The organism is Streptomyces griseoluteus (assembly GCF_004784465.1).
GTDB classification, from domain to species: domain Bacteria; phylum Actinomycetota; class Actinomycetes; order Streptomycetales; family Streptomycetaceae; genus Streptomyces; species Streptomyces griseoluteus.
Genome location: NZ_SRRU01000004.1, coordinates 390,781 through 409,424 on the forward strand (window position 1 = coordinate 390,781; position 18,644 = coordinate 409,424).

General features: G+C 70.4%; 23 protein-coding genes and 1 pseudogene. 12 read left to right on the top strand and 12 right to left on the bottom strand.

Features of this window, described 5'->3' with window-relative positions:
• The first annotated feature begins 20 nt into the window (after positions 1-20).
• Positions 21-629, top strand: coding sequence for a Uma2 family endonuclease (locus E5082_RS13710; protein ID WP_135791515.1), 609 nt, complete (start codon positions 21-23; stop codon positions 627-629).
• A gap of 1 nt (position 630) precedes the next feature.
• Here E5082_RS13710 and E5082_RS13715 read toward each other — a convergent pair whose 3' ends face one another.
• Positions 631-1,422, bottom strand: a complete 792-nt coding sequence (locus E5082_RS13715; protein ID WP_135791516.1) for a diacylglycerol kinase family protein — start codon at positions 1,420-1,422, stop codon at positions 631-633.
• A gap of 196 nt (positions 1,423-1,618) precedes the next feature.
• Between E5082_RS13715 and E5082_RS13720 the strand changes: the two genes are divergently transcribed.
• Positions 1,619-2,902, top strand: a complete 1,284-nt coding sequence (locus E5082_RS13720) for an adenylosuccinate synthase (RefSeq protein ID WP_135791517.1) — start codon at positions 1,619-1,621, stop codon at positions 2,900-2,902.
• 91 nt (positions 2,903-2,993) lie between these two features.
• On the top strand, positions 2,994-3,185 hold the full coding sequence (locus E5082_RS13725; RefSeq protein ID WP_135791518.1) for a hypothetical protein: 192 nt from the start codon (positions 2,994-2,996) through the stop codon (positions 3,183-3,185).
• On the opposite strand, the gene E5082_RS13730 is transcribed toward E5082_RS13725, so the two are convergent.
• The gene (locus tag E5082_RS13730) at positions 3,163-3,423 is read right to left on the bottom strand and encodes a DUF397 domain-containing protein (protein ID WP_135791519.1); all 261 of its coding nucleotides are present in this window, start codon (positions 3,421-3,423) and stop codon (positions 3,163-3,165) included. The genes E5082_RS13725 and E5082_RS13730 overlap by 23 nt on opposite strands.
• The gene (locus E5082_RS13735; protein ID WP_135791687.1) at positions 3,380-4,261 is read right to left on the bottom strand and encodes a helix-turn-helix domain-containing protein; all 882 of its coding nucleotides are present in this window, start codon (positions 4,259-4,261) and stop codon (positions 3,380-3,382) included. The genes E5082_RS13730 and E5082_RS13735 overlap by 44 nt, the downstream gene beginning before the upstream one ends.
• Positions 4,262-4,385: 124 nt before the next feature.
• On the opposite strand from E5082_RS13735, the gene E5082_RS13740 reads away from it, so the two are divergent.
• Entirely contained in the window at positions 4,386-4,817 is a 432-nt protein-coding gene (locus tag E5082_RS13740; protein WP_135791520.1) for a hypothetical protein, read from the top strand.
• Here the strand turns inward: E5082_RS13740 and E5082_RS13745 are convergent.
• Complete coding sequence (locus tag E5082_RS13745; RefSeq protein ID WP_135791521.1) at positions 4,810-5,460, bottom strand: hypothetical protein; 651 nt, start codon at positions 5,458-5,460, stop codon at positions 4,810-4,812. The two genes, E5082_RS13740 and E5082_RS13745, sit on opposite strands and share 8 nt — an antisense overlap.
• Positions 5,461-5,660: 200 nt before the next feature.
• Between E5082_RS13745 and E5082_RS13750 the strand changes: the two genes are divergently transcribed.
• Positions 5,661-6,431: an SDR family oxidoreductase gene (locus tag E5082_RS13750; RefSeq protein ID WP_135791522.1), complete on the top strand. Its 771-nt coding sequence runs from the start codon at positions 5,661-5,663 to the stop codon at positions 6,429-6,431.
• A gap of 12 nt (positions 6,432-6,443) precedes the next feature.
• On the opposite strand, the gene E5082_RS13755 is transcribed toward E5082_RS13750, so the two are convergent.
• Positions 6,444-7,340 carry a LysR family transcriptional regulator gene (locus E5082_RS13755; RefSeq protein ID WP_135791523.1) on the bottom strand — a complete coding sequence of 299 codons (897 nt, stop codon included), beginning with the start codon at positions 7,338-7,340 and terminating at the stop codon, positions 6,444-6,446.
• 158 nt (positions 7,341-7,498) lie between these two features.
• On the opposite strand from E5082_RS13755, the gene E5082_RS13760 reads away from it, so the two are divergent.
• Complete coding sequence (locus tag E5082_RS13760; RefSeq protein WP_135791524.1) at positions 7,499-8,221, top strand: hypothetical protein; 723 nt, start codon at positions 7,499-7,501, stop codon at positions 8,219-8,221.
• Positions 8,222-8,224: 3 nt separating this feature from the next.
• Here E5082_RS13760 and E5082_RS13765 read toward each other — a convergent pair.
• Positions 8,225-8,329, bottom strand: a pseudogene (locus E5082_RS13765) (IS481 family transposase); the annotation flags it as partial.
• Positions 8,330-8,385: 56 nt separating this feature from the next.
• A complete protein-coding gene (locus E5082_RS13770) occupies positions 8,386-9,279 on the bottom strand; it encodes an NAD(P)H-binding protein (protein WP_135791525.1) in 894 nt (297 codons plus the stop codon).
• Between the two features lie 45 nt (positions 9,280-9,324).
• Between E5082_RS13770 and E5082_RS13775 the strand changes: the two genes are divergently transcribed.
• Positions 9,325-9,699: a MerR family transcriptional regulator gene (locus tag E5082_RS13775; protein WP_135791526.1), complete on the top strand. Its 375-nt coding sequence runs from the start codon at positions 9,325-9,327 to the stop codon at positions 9,697-9,699.
• A 123-nt stretch (positions 9,700-9,822) separates the two neighbouring features.
• On the opposite strand, the gene E5082_RS13780 is transcribed toward E5082_RS13775, so the two are convergent.
• From E5082_RS13780 to E5082_RS13790, 3 genes are all read right to left on the bottom strand, one after another.
• Positions 9,823-10,356: an Imm1 family immunity protein gene (locus E5082_RS13780; RefSeq protein ID WP_135791527.1), complete on the bottom strand. Its 534-nt coding sequence runs from the start codon at positions 10,354-10,356 to the stop codon at positions 9,823-9,825.
• 19 nt (positions 10,357-10,375) lie between these two features.
• Complete coding sequence (locus E5082_RS13785) at positions 10,376-11,068, bottom strand: GntR family transcriptional regulator (protein WP_135791528.1); 693 nt, start codon at positions 11,066-11,068, stop codon at positions 10,376-10,378.
• 152 nt (positions 11,069-11,220) lie between these two features.
• Positions 11,221-11,928, bottom strand: a complete 708-nt coding sequence (locus E5082_RS13790; RefSeq protein WP_229918823.1) for a TetR/AcrR family transcriptional regulator — start codon at positions 11,926-11,928, stop codon at positions 11,221-11,223.
• A gap of 44 nt (positions 11,929-11,972) precedes the next feature.
• Between E5082_RS13790 and E5082_RS13795 the strand changes: the two genes are divergently transcribed.
• Positions 11,973-13,436 (top strand): FAD-dependent monooxygenase, encoded by a 1,464-nt coding sequence (locus tag E5082_RS13795; protein ID WP_229918843.1) that lies wholly within the window; start codon positions 11,973-11,975, stop codon positions 13,434-13,436.
• Positions 13,437-13,501: 65 nt separating this feature from the next.
• Here the strand turns inward: E5082_RS13795 and E5082_RS13800 are convergent, their stop codons facing one another.
• Positions 13,502-14,887: an aspartate aminotransferase family protein gene (locus E5082_RS13800; RefSeq protein WP_135791529.1), complete on the bottom strand. Its 1,386-nt coding sequence runs from the start codon at positions 14,885-14,887 to the stop codon at positions 13,502-13,504.
• A 438-nt stretch (positions 14,888-15,325) separates the two neighbouring features.
• Here E5082_RS13800 and E5082_RS13805 point away from each other — a divergent pair, with 438 nt between their 5' ends.
• Entirely contained in the window at positions 15,326-15,865 is a 540-nt protein-coding gene (locus E5082_RS13805; protein ID WP_135791530.1) for a hypothetical protein, read from the top strand.
• Between the two features lie 50 nt (positions 15,866-15,915).
• Here the strand turns inward: E5082_RS13805 and E5082_RS13810 are convergent, their stop codons facing one another.
• On the bottom strand, positions 15,916-16,698 hold the full coding sequence (locus E5082_RS13810; protein WP_135791531.1) for an SLATT domain-containing protein: 783 nt from the start codon (positions 16,696-16,698) through the stop codon (positions 15,916-15,918).
• A gap of 250 nt (positions 16,699-16,948) precedes the next feature.
• On the opposite strand from E5082_RS13810, the gene E5082_RS13815 reads away from it, so the two are divergent.
• From E5082_RS13815 to E5082_RS13825, 3 genes are read left to right on the top strand one after another with little or no spacing between them, the layout of a single operon-like run.
• Entirely contained in the window at positions 16,949-17,290 is a 342-nt protein-coding gene (locus E5082_RS13815; protein WP_130338152.1) for a YbaB/EbfC family nucleoid-associated protein, read from the top strand.
• Between the two features lie 52 nt (positions 17,291-17,342).
• On the top strand, positions 17,343-17,942 hold the full coding sequence (gene recR / locus E5082_RS13820; protein WP_135791532.1) for a recombination mediator RecR: 600 nt from the start codon (positions 17,343-17,345) through the stop codon (positions 17,940-17,942).
• Positions 17,935-18,594 (top strand): DUF5063 domain-containing protein, encoded by a 660-nt coding sequence (locus E5082_RS13825; protein WP_135791533.1) that lies wholly within the window; start codon positions 17,935-17,937, stop codon positions 18,592-18,594. The genes recR and E5082_RS13825 overlap by 8 nt, the downstream gene beginning before the upstream one ends.
• The last annotated feature ends 50 nt before the right edge of the window (positions 18,595-18,644 follow it).

Here is an 18,644-nt window from a genome sequence, read left to right on the forward strand (position 1 = left end):
GGTCACAGGGAGGGCGCATCATGACGTTGATGACCGAGCGACCGACGACAGGCGGCACCGGGCCCCGGGCCTTCGAGGCGTTGCTGAGCGACCTCGACGACCTCGTCGTGCCTGTCGGCTACAAGGCCGAGATCATCAAGGGGAACATCGTCTTGTCGCCGTGGTCCAGGGGTTACTACCACCGGGTGATGGAGCTGGTGTGCCGGCAGTTGACGCCCGCCCTGCCCGACGGGCACACCATCGGGTCCGCCCCGTTCCTGTACGTCTTTCCGCAGGACGAGCGCGCCTACGGGCCGGACGTCCACGCGGCGCCGCGTCAGGTCTACGAGACGGTCAGCAACCGTCTGGACGGGGAGGCGCTGTCGTTCGTCGCGGAGCTGACCTCGGCATCCACCCGCGACGACGACCTGACGGACAAGGTCGAGGTCTACGGCCGGGCGGGTGTGCCGGTCTACCTGATCCTGGACATGCAGGAGGAGCGGGCCACCGTCCTGTGGGCGCCCTCCGCGAAGGGGTACGAGTCGCGCTGCACCCAGCCGTTCGGCGAGAAGGTCCACATCCCGGAGCCGTTCGACTGCCTGCTGGACACCAGCGGCTTCCAGGCCCCCCGGTCATCCAGCGGCGCCTGACTCACGGCCCCGGCACCACCAGCCCCCAAGCCCCCTCCGCCACCCGCCAGGTACGCCGTCGCACCGGGCCGGAGGTCTCCGCGTCGGCTCTGTAGTGGAAGTCCTCCCCCGTCACGGTGACCGTGCGGCCGCAGGAGCGCAGGGGGGTGGACTCGGCGCCCAGGGACACCGGGCGGATCTCCACCTCCGCCACCCCCCGCACCCCCGGCGTCACCGACACCGACTCCACCGGACGGTCGAGGTCGATCACCGTGACGCCGTCGATCTCGACCCGGAGCCGGGCCGGGCGGGCGGCGAGGGTGCGGACCAGGGTGCGCAGCCACGGGCGGGTGCCGGCGCCGACCGGCTCGGCGGGGACGGACGCGGGCGGTATGCCCAGCGAGCCGAGCACGACGCCGTCGCTGTCGTCGACCAGGAGGTCCAGCTGCCGGGAGACCCCTTCCAGCACCGCTCGCGCCGAGGCGACCGGCCCTCCCGGCACCCCCAGCGAACGTGCCAGCCCCGCCGATCCCACCGGCACCACGGACAGCGCACATCCGGCCAGCTCCCGATGCCGGTGCAACAACCCCACCGCTCGAACAAGTGCTCGATCGTCCCCGACGACCACCGGCCGGCGTGACCCCCGCCGCCCAAGCGCGCGGGCGAATTCCTCCGGGCCGTCCGGCATGCACACCTTCGCCGCCGCACCCGCGCTGAGCACGTCTTTCGCTATCCGCACGGACTCCCCGTCCGTGTGCCGGGCCATCGGATCGATGATCACAAGGAGCTGATCGGACGTCGCGGAAGTCGCCACCTCGGTCCTGCCTCGCTTCCTCGGGTAGCATCTTTGTGCAAGAGCCCCTTGCGCTATTGCGCCAGGGGCTTCGTCTATTCCGGGGCATCCGGTCCGACGGTCGTGCGGCCAAAGACGGTCGCGGTGTTAAGCGGTGGTGAACCATACGCCCACATCCCGACCATGGACATGCCCCGCCCGGAAGGGGTGTACGCGCGTGCCCGCACTTGTGCTGCTCGGTGCTCAGTGGGGTGACGAAGGCAAGGGGAAGGCGACCGACCTGCTCGGTGGCTCGGTGGACTATGTAGTGCGCTATCAGGGCGGCAACAACGCCGGCCACACGGTCGTCGTGGGCGACCAGAAGTACGCGCTCCACCTCCTCCCTTCCGGAATCCTCTCCCCAACCTGTACGCCGGTCATCGGCAACGGTGTCGTCGTCGACCCCTCGGTCCTGCTCTCCGAGCTGAGCGGTCTGAACGAGCGCGGCGTCGACACGTCGAAGCTCCTGATCAGCGGTAACGCGCACATCATCACGCCGTACCACGTCAGCATGGACAAGGTGGCGGAGCGCTTCCTCGGCAAGCGCAAGATCGGCACCACCGGCCGGGGCATCGGCCCGACCTACGCCGACAAGATCAACCGCGTCGGCATCCGGGTCCAGGACCTCTACGACGAGTCGATCCTCACCCAGAAGGTCGAGGCGGCGCTCGAGGTCAAGAACCAGATGCTCACCAAGCTGTACAACCGCCGCGCCATCGCCGCCGACCAGGTGGTCGAGGAGTTGCTGGGCTACGCGGAGCAGCTCAGGCCGTACGTCGCCGACACCGTCCTGGTGCTCAACCAGGCGCTGGAGGACGACAAGGTCGTGCTGTTCGAGGGCGGTCAGGGCACCCTGCTCGACATCGACCACGGCACGTACCCCTTCGTCACCTCCTCCAACCCGACCGCCGGCGGTGCCTGCACCGGCTCGGGTGTCGGCCCGACGAAGATCAGCCGTGTCATCGGCATCCTCAAGGCGTACACCACCCGCGTCGGCGCCGGCCCGTTCCCGACCGAGCTGTTCGACGAGGACGGCGAGGCGCTGCGCCGCATCGGTGGCGAGCGCGGTGTCACCACCGGCCGCGACCGCCGCTGCGGCTGGTTCGACGCGGTGATCGCCCGCTACGCGACCCGCGTCAACGGCCTCACCGACTTCTTCCTCACCAAGCTCGACGTGCTCACCGGCTGGGAGCAGATCCCGGTCTGCGTCGCGTACGAGATCGACGGCAAGCGGGTCGAGGAACTCCCCTACTCCCAGAGCGACTTCCACCACGCGAAGCCGATCTACGAGACCCTGCCGGGCTGGTCCGAGGACATCACCAAGGCGAAGTCCTTCTCCGACCTGCCGAAGAACGCGCAGAACTACGTGAAGGCGCTGGAGGAGATGTCCGGCGCGCCGATCTCCGCAATCGGTGTCGGCCCGGGCCGTGACGAGACGATCGAGATCAACTCGTTCCTCTAGGCCGCACGGTCTGTACGTGGGTACGCCCGCCGGTCCGCCCTATGGGCGCGCTCGGCGGGCGTTCCGCGTTCCGGCGCGGTGGAATCTCTCCATGAGCAGCGACCGGGAGAAGTGCGGGGGGCCCTACGGCGAGGTGTCCGAGTGCGGGGACCCCGCGGTGTTCGAGGTGCGGCGGCACAACCGGCCGTCCTTGCAGGTCTGCCCGCTCCACCTCGGCCCGTCCCTGTTGATGGGCTCGGGCGTGCTGTGGCCGCCGGAGATCAGCCTCGTCGGGCGTCCGTGAGGAAGGTGGTCCACGCGGTGGGCGTGACGGCGAGGGTGGGGCCGTCGGTCTGCTTGGAGTCGCGGATGTGGATGGTGGTGGGACGCGTGGGCTGGTGCCAGGTATAGGCGGCTTCGACGCACTGGCCGCCGCCGCCGTCGCTGTACGAGGACTTGTGCCAGGTGTAAGCGGTCTCGACGCACTGGCCGCCGCTGTCATTGCTGTAGCTCGACTTGAACCATAGGAGGGTGCTGGTCATTTCGCGCTTCTCCCGCCAACTTCTGGATGAGGCTCACAGAGTCGTCCGGGCTCAGAGCCTGTGATCGGATCTTCGCATACCGGTGGGTGAGGCGGGCTACCTTAACTGGATCACTGACCAGCACGCTCTCGTCTTGGCTCTCCAGGTAGACCACGTGGTGGTGTTCGCTGGTGGTGACGAGCACCATGTCGCCTCGGGTACCCGCGTGGGGGCCCTTCTCCCCTCGGTTCAGGCGAATCACTTGCAGACTCACGTTGTCCCGCTCGGCGTCCTCGGCGAGAGCGTACAACTGCTCGCTCATGATGTCCCGGCTGCCGATCGTACGAAGGAGTGCTGCTTCGTCAAGGATCAGCTCGATCATGGCAATTGGCTCGGTGCGGTCGAAGAGGGACCGTCGGGCGATGCGGGCATCCACCAACTCGTCCACCGTCGCGTCAGGGAGTTTGGGGAAGCCGCCACCGATCAGTGCCCGCGCGTAGTCCGGAGTCTGGAACAAGCCGTCGACGACGTAAGTCTGGTACGAGGACAGCGTGACCGACTCCGCCTCCATCAGGGCGAAGTCCTGGAACTGCGGCGGGTACTTGTCCAGCAGGACGAACTTGCGGGCCATCTCGAAGATGTTCATGCCGTCCCCGAGCACCCGCTCCAGTTCCATCAGCATCTTGTCGCTGGCGGGCTGCGCGCACGTCTCCATCGCGCTGATCGCGGACGCCGTGTAGCCGATGAGGGCGCCCAACTCCTCCTGGGTGAGACCCATCTGCTCACGCCGTGCCTTCGCGAAGGCGGCGACCATGCGCGCCGTCCCGCTGGCCGCCAGCTTGTTCGCCGCTCGCGCCATTGCGATCACCCCCGGACTCAACCGAACTCAACCGGTCTTCAACGATTGCCGCCGACTCCCGACCGTTCCGACAGGTCGACGGAGAGTCATGGAAACCGTAGCGCCGCCTGCCGAAACTGATCGCATGAATACGCAAAGTCACGCGGGCATCCAGTGGGTTCCCGCCATGGGCATCCAACTGCGGCGGGCCGGAGTGCAGTTCGACGCGGTGCGGCTGGACGGCGATCGCGGACGCGTCGTCGCGGACCGGATGGCACGGATGACCGGGGGTGATCCGGGGCCGGTGGTGGAGTCGGGGAGCGGGCGCAGGTGCGTGTACTTCCTGGTCGCGCCGGGGAGTACCGCGCACCACGCCTGGCCCGCCGAGGTCACCCGGCTCACGAGTGGGCCGTACCGGGTGAGCTACATCCCCGTCCCGGCGCTGGACGGGCAGACCTGGCCGCTGGGCTGGCGGTTCCCGCCGACCGCGCCGGACCGGTTCGTGCACACGCTGCTGCTGCGGGCGGCCCTGCTGGACGGGAGCCAGGGGCCGCCGCAGCCGCACGAGCTCAACTGAAGACGATCATCGAGCCCTGGGCGAGGGAGCGGGTCGCGGCGGCGTGCAGGCCGAGCCAGACGTGCCGTTCACGGGCGAAGGGGCTCGGGTCGTAGGGCCCGGGGACGGCGGGCTCCTCCAGCTCGGTGGGGGCCGAGGGGGGTGCCGGGGCGGCGGGCGGGTTCGCCGGGTCGATGCCGATGGCCGGGGCGACCTGCTCCAGCTCCCGCAACAGGGCGTGCACCGAGCCCAGGGGGCCGCCACCGGCGAGGAGTTCGTCGTTGGAGAGGGGCCGCGGGAAGTCCAGCGGGACGTACGCGCCGGCGTGGTCGTAGTGCCAGACCAGGTGGGACTGCTGGGCGGTCGACTCGAACATTTCGAGCAACTGCTCGTAGTCGCCGCCCAGTTCCCCCACAGGGGTGACGGGGAGGCCGCAGAGCTGGAGCAGGTGCGCGCGGCGCAGGAAGTGCAGCGCGTCGTAGTCGAATCCCGCGACGGGGGCGACCTCGCCGTTCAGCCCCGGCATGTACTGGTAGACCGGGACCGGGGGGAGCCCGGCGGCGCCCAACGCGTTGTTGTACACCGCGAGTTCCTCGGCGAACGGGTTGTCCGGCGTGTGGCACAGCACATCCACGAGCGGCACCAGCCACAGGTCACAGGCCAAGAAGGACTCCTCGCATCGTCCGGTGCGGGGGGTCTCCTCGCACGCGGGTGGACCAGGAAGCGTAGTCCGTACGGCGGGCCATAGGAAAGCCCTATGGCCTCTGCTGCTATTCGGTCTTTGATTCTCCTTCTTTTCCGGACCTACGGTGAGGCGACTCGAAGAAAAGTCCGCCGTCAATTGTTCAAGAGGGGAACGCTGAAATGGGCGCCACGGAAAACGGAACGGGAACACCGGAACTCAAGGGAAAGCGGGCGCTGGTCACCGGGGGTACGCGGGGTATCGGGGCGGGGATCGTGCGGCGGCTCCTGGAGGCGGGGGCGGAGGTGCTCACCACCGCGCGGTCGTCGTCGGGGACCGTGCCGGAGGGGGCTCGCTTCGTCGCCGCCGACGTGCGGAGCCGGGAGGGGGCGGCGGAGCTCGCGGCGGCTGCCGTGGACGTGCTCGGCGGAGTGGACATCCTGGTCCACAACGCGGGCGGGGCCCAGCCGCACGCCTCCGCGCTCGGCATTCCGGACGAGGAGTGGCTGGACGTGCTGGACCTGAATCTGCTGGCCTCGGTGCGGCTGGACGCCCTGCTGGCGCCGGGCATGCGGGAGCGCGGGTCGGGGGCGATCGTGCACATCTCCTCCGCCGCCGTGCCGGTCGCCTTCCCGCCGTTCCTGCACTACACGGTGGCCAAGGCGGGGCTGGAGAACTACAGCAGGGGGCTGGCCGCCGAGCTGGCCCCGGCCGGGGTGCGGGTCAACACGGTCACTCCGGGGCGGGTCGCCACGCCCGGCGGCGAGAAGGTGCGGGAGGAGTGGGCTCGCCTGGACCCGACGCAGGCCGGGTCCGAGTCCCTCGTACCGCTCGGGCGGGACGGGCTGCCCGACGACATCGCGCGGGCGGTCCTGTTCCTGGTCTCCGATCAGGCGAGCTGGGTGACCGGGAGCAATTTCGTCATCGACGGCGGGGAATTCCCGAGGGGCTGAACCGGATTTCTGTCAGGGGGCCGGTGCCGGGGAATTCTTCGGGTCCCACTTCTCCTGGCGGAGGAATTCCAGCAGGGCCGTCTCCGCCGGGCCGGCCGGGTTCCGGACGACGGCGATGACGGGCTGGGCCACGGCGGGGGAGACCGGGCGGGCGAGGTGTTCGTGGCCCGCGGGGACCGCCGAGGCGGGGACGAGGGTGGCGCCGAGTCCCTGGGCGGCCCAGCGGACGGCGGTCGCGGTCTGGGAGACGCGGGCGACGGTGTCGGGGTCCGGGTCGGTCTCCCGCAGCGCCTCCACGAGGACGCCGTCGAGCGCGCTGTCCCGGTCGAACCGGACCCAGGGCTCGCCCTTGAGGTCGCGCAACTCGACGCGCTCGTGAGCGAGTTGCGGGTGACCGGTGGGCAGCACCACGAAGAACTCCTCCTCGCCGAGGCGGTGCGCTTCCGCGGGGGTCCGGTCGCACTTCGCCATCAGGGCGAGGTCCAGCACGCCCCGGCGGCACAGCCGGTCCAGCTCGGCGGAGCTGGGCTCCTCGGAGAGGGTGATCTCCAGCCGGGGGTAGCGGCGGCGCAGCGCGCCGAGCGCCTCGGGGAGCCGGCGCGTACCGAAGCCCATCTGCACGGCGACGGTCAGCTCGCCGACCAGCTCGGCGGCCCCGGCCCGCGCGGTCGCCGTCGCCCGCCGCGCCGCGTTCACCGCGGCCTGCGCCTCCCGCAGAAACGCCCGCCCGACCACGGTGGGCGTCAGTCCGGTGGGCGTCCGAGTGAACAACTCCACCCCGAGATCCCGCTCCAGCCCCCGGATCTGCTGCGACATCGACGGCTGAGCCACCCGCAACCGCTCGGCCGCCGCCGTGACCGACCCCTCCTCGGCAACAGCCAGGGCGTACTCGAACTGCCGCAGACTCATGCGCGTCCCGTCCCTCCGTACGTTCAGCCCCCGTCGGGGGAACTCCTGCCCGGCGGCACGGATTCCCGGACCGGTGACCGCGCGACGGTGTGAATCGGGTGAGTGCGCGGCTGTGACGCACGGTGAGGCGCTAGCCTGACCCGCTCGAACGCGGGGGGATGATGCGGAGAAGACTGGGCGCTGTCGCGTTGGCGCTGTTGCTGGGCTGTGCGGCCACCGGCTGCGGGGAGAGCCATGCGGCCGCGGACCCGCGTTCGGCCGGGCAGTTGCTCGACTCGGCCGACCGGGCCATGAAGGCGCTGGGCTCGGTCACGATCACCACGGAGACGGCCGCGACCGGGGGCGGCACGGTCTACTCCGGTCACGAGACCACGGACCTCAAGGGCAGGTGCGTGTACAAGGCACGCTTTCGCTCGGGGGCCGAGCTGGAGCAGATCCGGACGGGCGGCACGGACTACATCCACGGCAATGCCATGTACTTCGAGATGTGGGGGCGCGGGACGGTCCCCGCCATGCGGGAGAAGCCGTGGCTGAAGAGTCCGGTCGGTGCGGCGCGGGACGCGGACGGTCTGAAGGACTGCACCTGGCCGTTCACGTCGTTCGGCAGGCCCGCCAAAGGGGCGCGGGCCGAGCTGGACGGGCGGCCGGTGATTCCGGTGGAGGTGCGGGACAAGGGCGGGGAGTCGCCGTTCGCACGTGAGCCGGGCACGTACACCTTCTACGTCGCGGCCGAGGGCACGCCGTACCTGCTGAAGTTCGACTACAAGGGTCCCCACATCCGCACCACCACCGTGTTCACCGGCTTCGACAAGCCCCTGGCCGTCAGACCCCCGGCGCCGGCGGACACCCTGGACCTGGGCACGGTGCGGAACTCCGGCTAGCGTCTAGCTGTAGGAGGCCACCACGTTGGTGCCACCGCTTTGGAGCCGCGACGCTGGTGGCCGGCCGCCAGCGGTGCCGTGAGGCCGGTGGTAGTTGTAGTGGATGTCGGGGAAGCGATCTTCGGCGGTCATCACACCGGTTAGAGACTGACTGATGTGTGTGGTCATGGCCGCGGGCCGAACTTGGTGCTGTGGTCGATGGCCCACTGCGCAAAGGGGCGGGCCGGCCTACCAGTTAGGCGCTCGACATCATCGGTGACAAGACGTGATTCGGGCCGCCGCATTGACGCCGTGATGAGGGCATCAACCAGCTGTTCGGGACGGCCGTCCGCGAGCATTCGTGCGCGCGCGATATCCATGGGGACCGGCTCGAAACGCAACTTTCGTCCGAGGGCGGCGCCGAGGATTCCGACCTGGTCGGCCCTGCTGAGCGGCTCGGGCCCGGTCAGCAGGTAGGGGGTGGGATCCGAATCGTCCTGGCGTCGAAGGAGCACCTCCGCGGCTGCGGCCGCCACATCACCCTCGTCCACGACTGCTGTGCGCGCTATGTCCGGACCTCTGACCACGTCGCCTGCACGCAGCTGTGCCGCCCAGCCCTGGGTGTTGGACGCCAGCGTGTCGCTGCGCAGCACGGTGAGATGCAGGCCAGCATCCCGGAGCCGACGTTCCATGTCCGCGTGTACCTGCACAATCGGGTCGCTTTGGCGAAATGAGGCGTCATCGATGGCAGTCGAGGAGAGGTAGACGACGCGCGGTGCTGCTGCGGCGAGTTCTGCGATCAGAGGCTCGGCGGGGGCGGTGTCGAGCAGCGGCCATATGAGGAAGACGGTGTCGATGTCGTCGAGCGCCGCACGGACGGAGTCGGCGTCGGTCAGGTCACCGCGCACCGACTCGATGCCGGGTCGCGGGCCAACACGGCGACGATCGAGGCACCGCACAGCTGCTGCGCGGGCATGCAGCCAGGCGAGGAGCTCACGGCCGAGGTTGCCCGTCGCGCCGGTGACCAGGACCGATCGGGAACAAGCAGGAGTAGGCGGGGTGGGAGAAATGTCAGGCATGCTGGGGAAGCTAAAGGTTCAGGTCGACATCAAGGCAAGGGCGGAATGGCGATAACGATCGGCGAGGCGGCTGCGCAGCTTGGAATCGAGGCCCATGTCCTACGGCACTGGGAGCACGTCGGAGCACTCACGGTGCACCGCGACGCGAACGGTTACCGCCTCTACGACCACGACGTCCTGGAGCAGGCACGAACCGTGCTGAAACTGCGACAAGTCGGGCTCTCATTGCCAGAGGTCACCGCAGCGATGTCCCCGAAGAAGTCCGCAGCGCAGGAGGTCGTGCGCGCGAAGATCGCTGCGCTCGAAAGTGAGGTCCGCCGCAGACAGCAAGCGATCACCTTCCTCCGGCACACCGTCGAGTGTCGCCATCGGTACCTTGAGGAGTGCGCGGACTGCGCGACATTCGTCTGGGACCCTTGATCATCCGATGTGAGGAATTCGCGGTCGATGACCCTAGCCCTTGATCAGTAGCAAGTGACCGCCGACATCAACGTCTTGGCCCGCAACACCCAGCCCCCGGAGAGTTCCTCGACGGCTTGATCATCAGTGCTGTTCCGCTCCTTCCGCTTCTGTGTAAAGCTCTCCCGTAAAATGCCCCTTCGCCCACTGAATCAACTTTGGCCGAAATCCGTTTCCTTCGCAGAAGTATTCTTCGATTGTGGAGCGGACGGTGATGAGCGGCAGTGCGCTGACCCTGTCGAAAAAACTGGGACACGAAGGATCGGCGAGAATCCGTGGATCTGTTTCCGGAGGATTCTCGTTTAGCGAAACCCAGGCGTTTGTCGCAACATCAGCACCGGCGGACTTCGTCACTCGGTCCACCAGCCCTCCGTCGCAATACCAGAGAATACCCCCATATTCTGTGGAGTGATCGATCCCGATCGAGAGTACGTTGTCCGGAACCGACAGCGCATGGTGAGCGACCCGGTCGACCGATGTGTCCTGCACGACCTGGAAGTCGACATTCACAAAGGATTCAGGGTGAGAACCCCTGAGGAAAATCGAGTCGAGATACTGCTGCATCTCGATCTCGGTCTCCAGGTATTCCGGCTTGTCTCCGAGGATTTTGAGCGCCACTGTTGCTACCTTCTTCCGCCTAGCCCCCGGCGAGTTCCTCGACCATCTTCAGGGCGTGGGCGTTGGCCGCCGCCACGATCGCTCGGGCGGCCTCGGGGTCGTGGGCCGACAGGGCGTCGACCAGGTCTATGTGGCCGGCCCACATGCGGCCGCGGACCTCGGGGAGGCGGCGGAGGTGCTGGACCGCGCAGACCCAGGAGCGGACGCGCAGGCGGTGCAGGAACTCCGCGAGGTAGGGGTTGCCGAACAGCACGCTCAGCTCGCGCCAGAAGCGGAGGTCGTAGCCGATGAGGACGGTGAGATCGCCGGCCGCGTTCGCCCGCTGGGCCTCCTCGCCGCGTCGCCGTACCGTCGCGAGCGCGGCCGCGGTGTCGGGGTTCTTCGGGTCCGCGAAGGCGGGGTGGCCCTGGGCGAGTACGCGGAACATGCTCTCGGTGACCAGGGAGCGGGCCTCGATCATGCCCCGGTAGTCGGCGAGGGAGTACTCGGGGACGCGGAAGCCCCGGTGGTGGTCGGCCTCCAGCAGGGCCTGCGCCGACAGGTCGACCAGGGCCTCCCGTACCGGCGTCGCGGAGACCCCGTACAGGTCCGCTATCTCCTTCACGGTGAACGCCCGCCCCGGCAGCAGCCGCCCGGCCAGCACCTCGTCGCGCAGCGCGTCGGCGATCTGCTGCCGCAAGGTACTGCGCGTCACAGCGCCGTAGCCGGGCATCGTCCCGGAGTCTCCTCACACGAATGGGGCCGCACTCGTACGTCCGTGCCTATTGCCACAACCCCTTACGAGCACGTCACCTTACGCGTTCACCCCTGCCGGGCATCAGCCCCGGTGCCCTTTATGTGCGGGGGGATGATGTGCGGGTCGCTTCAGGCGAGGCCATTGATCATCAGGCGCACCGTGAAGTCGAAGCGGTCGTGGGGGGTGCCCGCGGTCAGTTCGGCCGCGTGGCGGGTGGTGTGGGGGAAGGCCGCCGCCGGGAGGGTGGTGAGGCGGTGGAGGAGGTCGGTCCTGTCCGCGGGCCAGACCTCGTCGCCGTCCTCCGCCCTGCGGTGGGCCACCGAGAGTTCCAGGCAGTGGGCGGCCACGTAGAGGAGCAGGGCGTCGATGGTCCAGGCCGCGCGCTGGGGGGCGATGCCGGCGGCGAGGAGGATCGCGAGCATGCCCTCGCTGACGCGGAGGGCTTCCAGGTCGGTGGGGGCCATGGCCAGGGCGGCCCGGGAGATGCCGGGGTACTGCAGGTACTGGTCCCGCAGGGCCTCGCAGACCCCTCGCAGTTGGTCCCGCCACGTGGCGGGGTCGGGGTCCGGGAGGGTGAGGCGGGCACAGAGGCGGCCGATGAGCAGCTCATCCAGGTCGGCCTTGTTGACCACGTGGGCGTAGAGCGAGGCCGGACCCGTGTCCAGGGCGGCCGACAGCCTGCGCATGGTCAGGGCGTCGTACCCCTCCGTGGCGATGATCCCCAGCGCGGTCTCGACCACCTGGTCCACGGTGATCGGGTCCCTCCGGCGGCGGGGCCGGGTCTCCTCGGCGGGCGCGGGCCGGTGGCGGGCGGTGCGGCGCTCTTTCGCGTTCACGGGACAACTATAACTTGACACGAACGCTGTTCGTTTCTAGAACGGTGTTCGTGAAGACGAATGTGGATGTGATCGTGGTCGGTGCCGGGCCTGTCGGGCTCGCCCTCGCTGCCGAGCTGGCGCTCGCCGGGGTATCGGTGCGGGTGCTCGAACGGCGCGACTCGGCCGACCCCGCCATGAGAGCGCAGTCGATCAACGTGCCGACGGCCGAGGCACTGGACCGGCGCGGACTGCTGCCTGCCCTGGAGCGGATTCAGCGGGAGACGCTGGGCGCCCCCGGCTTCCGCTTCACCGGGCACTTCGCGGGGATGTCCCTCGGTCCCGGCCTGGTGGACTGGGCCGACCCCGAGCTGGCCGCGCACACCGCTGTGGAGGGGGCGCGGATGATTCCCCAGCCCCGGCTGGAGGAGGTGCTCGCCGGGCACGCCGAGCGGCTCGGGGTGGTGGTCCGGCGCGGGGTGGAGGTGACCTCGCTGGAGGACACCGGCCAGGGGGTGGTCGTCGGCACCGCCTCCGGCTCGCTGCGTGCCGGCTGGCTCGTCGGCTGCGACGGCGGCCACAGCACCGTCCGGCGCCTCGCGGGTATCCCGTTCCCCGGCACGAACCCCGAGATCACCGGTTACCAGGCGGTCGTGGACATCGCCGACCCCGGGAAGCTCACCGCCGGTTGGTCCTGGTCCCCCCGAGGCGTCTACCGCTACGGCCCCCAGCCCGGCCGCGTCGCCACCGTCGAGTTCGACGGGGGTCCGGCCGACCGTTCGGCCCCGGTCACCCTGGCGGACGTCCAGTCCAGCCTTCGCCGGGTCTCGGGTACGGACGTCACGCTGACGGCCTTCCGCGCGGCTCCGACCCGCTGGACGGACAACACCCGCCAGGCGTCCACGTACCGTGCCGGCCGCGTGTTCCTGGCCGGCGACGCGGCCCATGTCCACCCGCCGTTCGGGGGGCAGGGGCTGAACCTGGGGGTGGGGGACGCGGTGAACCTGGGCTGGAAGCTGGCGGCCGTGGTGAGCGGCCGCTCCCCGGAAGCCCTGCTGGACACGTACGACGCGGAACGCCGCCCCGTCGGCGCCTGGGTCCTGGACTGGACGCGGGCCCAGATCGGCATCCTGCGGGGCGACCCCAAGTCGGGTGTGCTGCGGGGGGTGCTGGCGGACCTGCTGGCGACGCGCGACGGCACGACGTACGCGGTGAAGCAGATCGCGGGCGTGACGCAGCGGCTCCCCTTGCCGGGCTCTCACCCATGGACGGGCCGCTACGTCCCCGACGTGCCCCTGAGCAACGGCACTCGGCTGGCCGACCACGCCCACGGGGGCGGCTTCCTGCTCCTGGACCGCACGCCGGGGGCGGTGTTCGGCGGGCGCGCGCACGGCCGGGCGCGGGTGATCCGGGACGACGGCACCGGGGTCGCGGGCGCCCTGATCCGCCCGGACGGGGTGGTGGTGTGGGCCACGGACACGCCGGACGCGCATGGCCTGGACGAAGCGCTGAGCCGCTGGGCGAGCTGAGGCGGCCGCCCGCTGAGAGGCGCGGTCCGGCGGAGGCGCGGGTGCGCTCCGCCGGACTCGCCAGGTCAGCCGGACGTGGTGTATTCGTCCGCCACGGCCAGCGCGGCGTCCAGGGCCGCCAGGCCCTCCTTCAGCTCCGGCTCGGTGATGTTGCAGGGCGGGACCACGTGGGTGCGGTTCATGTTGACGAAGGGCCAGAGACCGTTCTTCTTGGCGGTGGCGGCGAAGGCGGCCATGGGGGCGTTGGCCTCGCCCGCCGCGTTGTAGGGGACCAGGGGCTCGCGGGTCTCGCGGTCCTTGACCAGTTCCAGGGCCCAGAACATGCCCGTACCGCGGACCTCGCCCACGCTGGGGTGCCGTTCGGCGAGGGTGGCGAGGGCGGGGGCGAGGACCGTCTCGCCGAGGTGCCTGGCGTTCTCCACGATGCCCTCGCGGGCCATGACGTTGATCGTGGCGACGGCCGCCCCGCACGCCAGGGGGTGGCCGGAGTACGTCAGACCGCCGGGGTAGGGACGCTTGGCGAAGGTCTCCGCGATGGCGCCGGAGATGGCGACGCCGCCCAGGGGCACGTACCCCGAGTTCACGCCCTTGGCGAAGGTCATCAGGTCGGGGACGACCCCCGAGAGGTCCGCCGCGAACCACTCACCGGTCCGCCCGAACCCGGCCATCACCTCGTCCAGGATGAAGACGATGCCGTGGCGGTCGCAGATCTCCCGGACTCCGGCGAGGTAGCCCGGCGGGGGCACCATGATTCCGGCCGTACCCGGAATCGTCTCCAGGACGACCGCCGCGATCGTGCCGGGCCCCTCGAAGGCGATCGTCGTCTCCAGGTGCTCCAGCGCGCGGGCGCACTCCTGCTCCTCCGTCTCCGCGTAGAAACGGGACCGGTACAGGAAGGGCGCCCAGAAGTGCACCACGCCCGCGCTGCCGTTGTCCGACGGCCAGCGGCGCGGGTCGCCCGTGAGGTTCACCGCCTGCTGGGTGCCGCCGTGGTACGACCGGTACGCCGACAGCACCTTGGGGCGGCCGGTGTGCAGGCGGGCCATGCGGGTCGCGTGCTCGACGGCGTCCGCGCCGGCGTTGGTGAAGAAGATCTTGTCCAGGTCGCCCGGCGTACGCTCCGCGATCAGCCGCGCCGCCTCCGACCGGGCCTCCACGGCGAAGGCCGGCGCGAACGTCGTCATCCTCGCCGCCTGCTCCTGGATCGCGGCGACGACCTCCGGGTGCTGGTAGCCGATGTTCGTGAACACCAGGCCGCTGGTGAAGTCCAGGTACCGCTTGCCGTCGTAGTCCCAGAAGTACGAGCCCTCCGCGCCCGCGACGGCCAGCGGGTCGATCAGGTCCTGCGCGGACCAGGAGTGGAACACGTGCGCCCGGTCGGCGGCCTTCACGGCGGCACCGGTCTCGGGGTCGGGGGTGGGGGTCTGCTCCGGGTTCGGCTGAGGCGTCATGCGGGTGAGGGTAGGGGGTGGGGGCGGCGTCGCGACATCGGCGGACTGTTGTGGGCGGGGGCTGGATGTGCGACAGGTTGTCGTGAGTGGAGGTGCTTTTCGCGGGGTGCGGTGCGGTCCCGTATGCCCGCACTATCCTCGGGCCGTCGGCGCGCTTCGGGGGAAGGCGGTTGCGGGATGCGGGAGTTGGGACCGGGGGAGGACTGGGACTGGGTGTTCGGGGCGGGTACGGGTTCGGGTTCGGGGGAGGGCACCCGGCCTCCGGCCGGGTCCGGATTCCCACCCGCACCACCCGTACAGCCTTCGTCGTCGGGTGCGGGTGGCCCCGGTGGGGCGGATTCGCCGTCGGCGGGTGCGGGTTCTTGGGCGGGGTCACCACCCATGCCACTTTCGTCGTCGGGTACGGGGGGCTTCGGTGAGGGGCCGGAGCATGTCGCTGTGGGCGATGGGCGGGGGTGGGCGGTCGGTGCGTACGGGCATCCGGAGGTGGACGGGGAGGTACGGGACCGGCGGTCGACGTGGTTGCTCGTCGTGGTCGCGCTGACCGTCGCCCTCGGGGCCGGGGGGACGCTCTTCACGTTGTTACGGGGTGGCGGGGTGTCGGACACGGCGACCGTGGTGCCGGCCCCCGCTGAAGGGGTCGTTCCGGAGGGCTACCTCGGCAGGTGGGAAGCGCGCGTCGACGGGGCCGGTACGCATCGGCTCACCGTGATCCAGGGGCGGGTCGGCGAGCGCGTACTCACCCTGGTCGACGACGGGGCCGACCATCACTGCGTCTTCACCGTATCCCTGCTACGGAAGCCGGACGCCGACGGCACGCTCCGTCTCTCCGCCGCCACGGTCACCTCCGGCGCCCCCCTCTCCTCCTGCGCCCCCGCCACCCCCACCACCCTCACCCTCACCCCGGACGACCACCTGAAGCGGACGGGACAGCCCGGCACGCGAGCCGTGACCTATAGCCGGAGCGGCCACGACTGACCCCTCACCCGCGCCCGAAGACGGCGATTCCGCCCACCCCGGCGGAGCCGTCAGCGGGGGTCCGGGGGTCTCTGGCGGGGCATGTTGGGGCGGGTGCCCGGCGGTGGGGAGAGGTAGCGGGAGACAGGGGTGGGGTCCGCGGGCCGGGACGGAGGGGGCGGAAGGCAGACCGGGGGACGGCCGCCCCGGAACTCCCGCATCCAGTCGGACGTCTCCGTACGGACCAGCTCCGTCACGTCCTCCGAGAAGCGCCGCAGAATCCCGAGGCAACGTTCCGCCGCCTCCCCCGCCGTGCCCTCCGCGGGACCCAGCACCTCACGCGCACTCTCCGACGCCCAGTCGAACTGGAGCGCCTGCAACCGCCGCTGGACCGCCTGGGCGGTGGCCAGGTCCCGCATCCACCCCGAGGTCAGCCCGAAGCACCGGTCCACCCCGGCACACGCGGCCCCCAGCAGCAGCGCCAGGTACCCCCAGGGCGCACACCCCGCGACCGTCCCGGTCGCGTCCAGCAACGGCAACCCCGCCCCGACCACCACCCCCGCGGCCGTACCGCCCCGCAACCCCCGCGCGGCCCGCCGCCGCCACATCCGGTCCGCGAGATACCACTCCGCCGTCCGCAGCGCCCCCGCCTCCACCCACCGGAACAGCTCACCCAGCCGCTCCGCGGGCTCCCCCCAGTCCCCGAGCGGCAGCGCCCGCCCCACGAGATCCCCGGCCAGAGGTCCGCTCACCTCCGGATCCGCAGATCCCCGGTCCGCCGGAAGCGGAGTACCCGCGGGCCCGTCGCGGCGCTCCTGCGGCGGACGCTCGGGTTGCTGCTCCGGCTGACCCACCCGGTACTCCCTACTGAACACGAACACCGATCGCGCGGCCGTCACACCCAGTGGCGGCGCGAAGTGTCCTTCCTACCGCCCAACGGGTGGCGGGGAGCGGCGTTCGCGGGGTGGTACGCCCGGAAGAGGGGTTTGATCAGGTAGGGGGCCGAGGTGCTGTCACCCGAAAGAGTGACAGCGCGAGGGCCGCCCGGACCACGTAGGCTCGTGCCCAGCAGCGAAGCGGCGAAGACAGACAGGAGACACCCCCGTGATTCCCGGTGGCGGCCAGCCGAACATGCAGCAGTTGCTCCAGCAGGCCCAGAAGATGCAGGCGGACCTCCAGCGGGCCCAGGAGGAGCTGGCCAACACGGAGGTCGAGGGCCAGGCGGGCGGCGGTCTGGTCAAGGCGACCGTGACCGGCTCCGGCGACCTGCGCGCGCTGAAGATCGACCCCAAGGCCGTCGACCCGGAGGACACCGAGACCCTCGCGGACCTCGTCGTCGCGGCCGTACAGGCGGCGAACGAGAACGCGCAGGCCCTCCAGCAGCAGAAGCTCGGCCCGCTGGCCGAGGGACTCGGCGGCGGCGGCATCCCCGGTCTGCCTTTCTGAGGCCGAGGCAACTACCGTACGTACCGCAAGGTCTTGAAGGAAAGGCAGTCCGTTGTACGAAGGCGTGGTCCAGGACCTCATCGACGAGCTGGGGCGGCTCCCCGGCGTCGGTCCCAAGAGCGCGCAGCGGATCGCCTTCCACGTCCTCCAGGCCGAGCCGACGGACGTCAAACGGCTCGCGCACGCCCTCATGGAGGTCAAGGCCAAGGTCCGCTTCTGCGCGACCTGCGGAAACGTGGCGCAGGAAGAGCTGTGCAACATCTGCCGCGACCCGCGTCGCGACCCTTCGGTCATCTGCGTGGTCGAGGAGCCCAAGGACGTGGTGGCCATCGAGCGCACCCGTGAGTTCCGGGGCAAGTACCACGTCCTGGGCGGCGCGATCAGCCCCATCGAGGGCGTCGGCCCGGACGATCTGCGGATCAGGGAACTCCTGGCCCGCCTGGCCGACGGCACCGTCACGGAGCTGATCCTCGCCACCGATCCCAATCTCGAAGGCGAGGCCACGGCGACGTACCTCGCCCGCATGATCAAGCCCATGGGTCTGAAGGTCACCCGCCTGGCCAGCGGCCTCCCGGTCGGTGGGGACCTGGAATACGCGGACGAGGTCACCCTCGGTCGCGCCTTCGAGGGGAGACGACTGCTAGATGTCTGACGCCACGCTGCACGCCACGTCGCAGAGCCCGGACGACTTCGCCGTCCAGATCGCCGACCAGATCGAGAGCTTCCTGGTCGCCGTCACCGAGGTCGCCAAGGGCGACGAGCCCGGTTCCACCGTGCCGTTCCTGCTGCTGGAGGTCTCGCAGCTCCTGCTGGCCGGCGGCCGTCTCGGCGCGCACGAGGACTTCCTCCCCGACGAGCGCTACGAGCCCGACCCCGGCCCCGAGCCGGACGCGGACGGCCTGCGCGAGAACCTGGCCCGCCTGCTGGACCCGGTCGACGTCTACTCCGAGGTCTTCGACCCGTACGCGCCCCGCACCGCGCCGGTCGCCGCCCGGATCTCCGACGACCTCGCGGACGTCATCACCGACCTGCGCCACGGGATGGTCCACTACCGGGCCGGCCGCACCGCCGAGGCGCTGTGGTGGTGGCAGTTCTCCTACTTCTCCAACTGGGGCCCCACCGCCTCAGCCGTGCTGCGCGCCCTGCAGTCCGTCCTCATCCACGTCCGCCTCAACCAGCCGCTGGAGGAGCTGGACGGTCTCGACACCGACCAGGACCTGGGCGACGAGGCGCTGGAGATGGAGGCCGGACGGGTCATGGCCGAGGAGATCGGCACCCCGCTCGGCATCCGACAGGTGCGCTAGGCGTGCCGGTGCCGGGCACGGATGCCCAACTCCCGCGGTACGCCTGACGA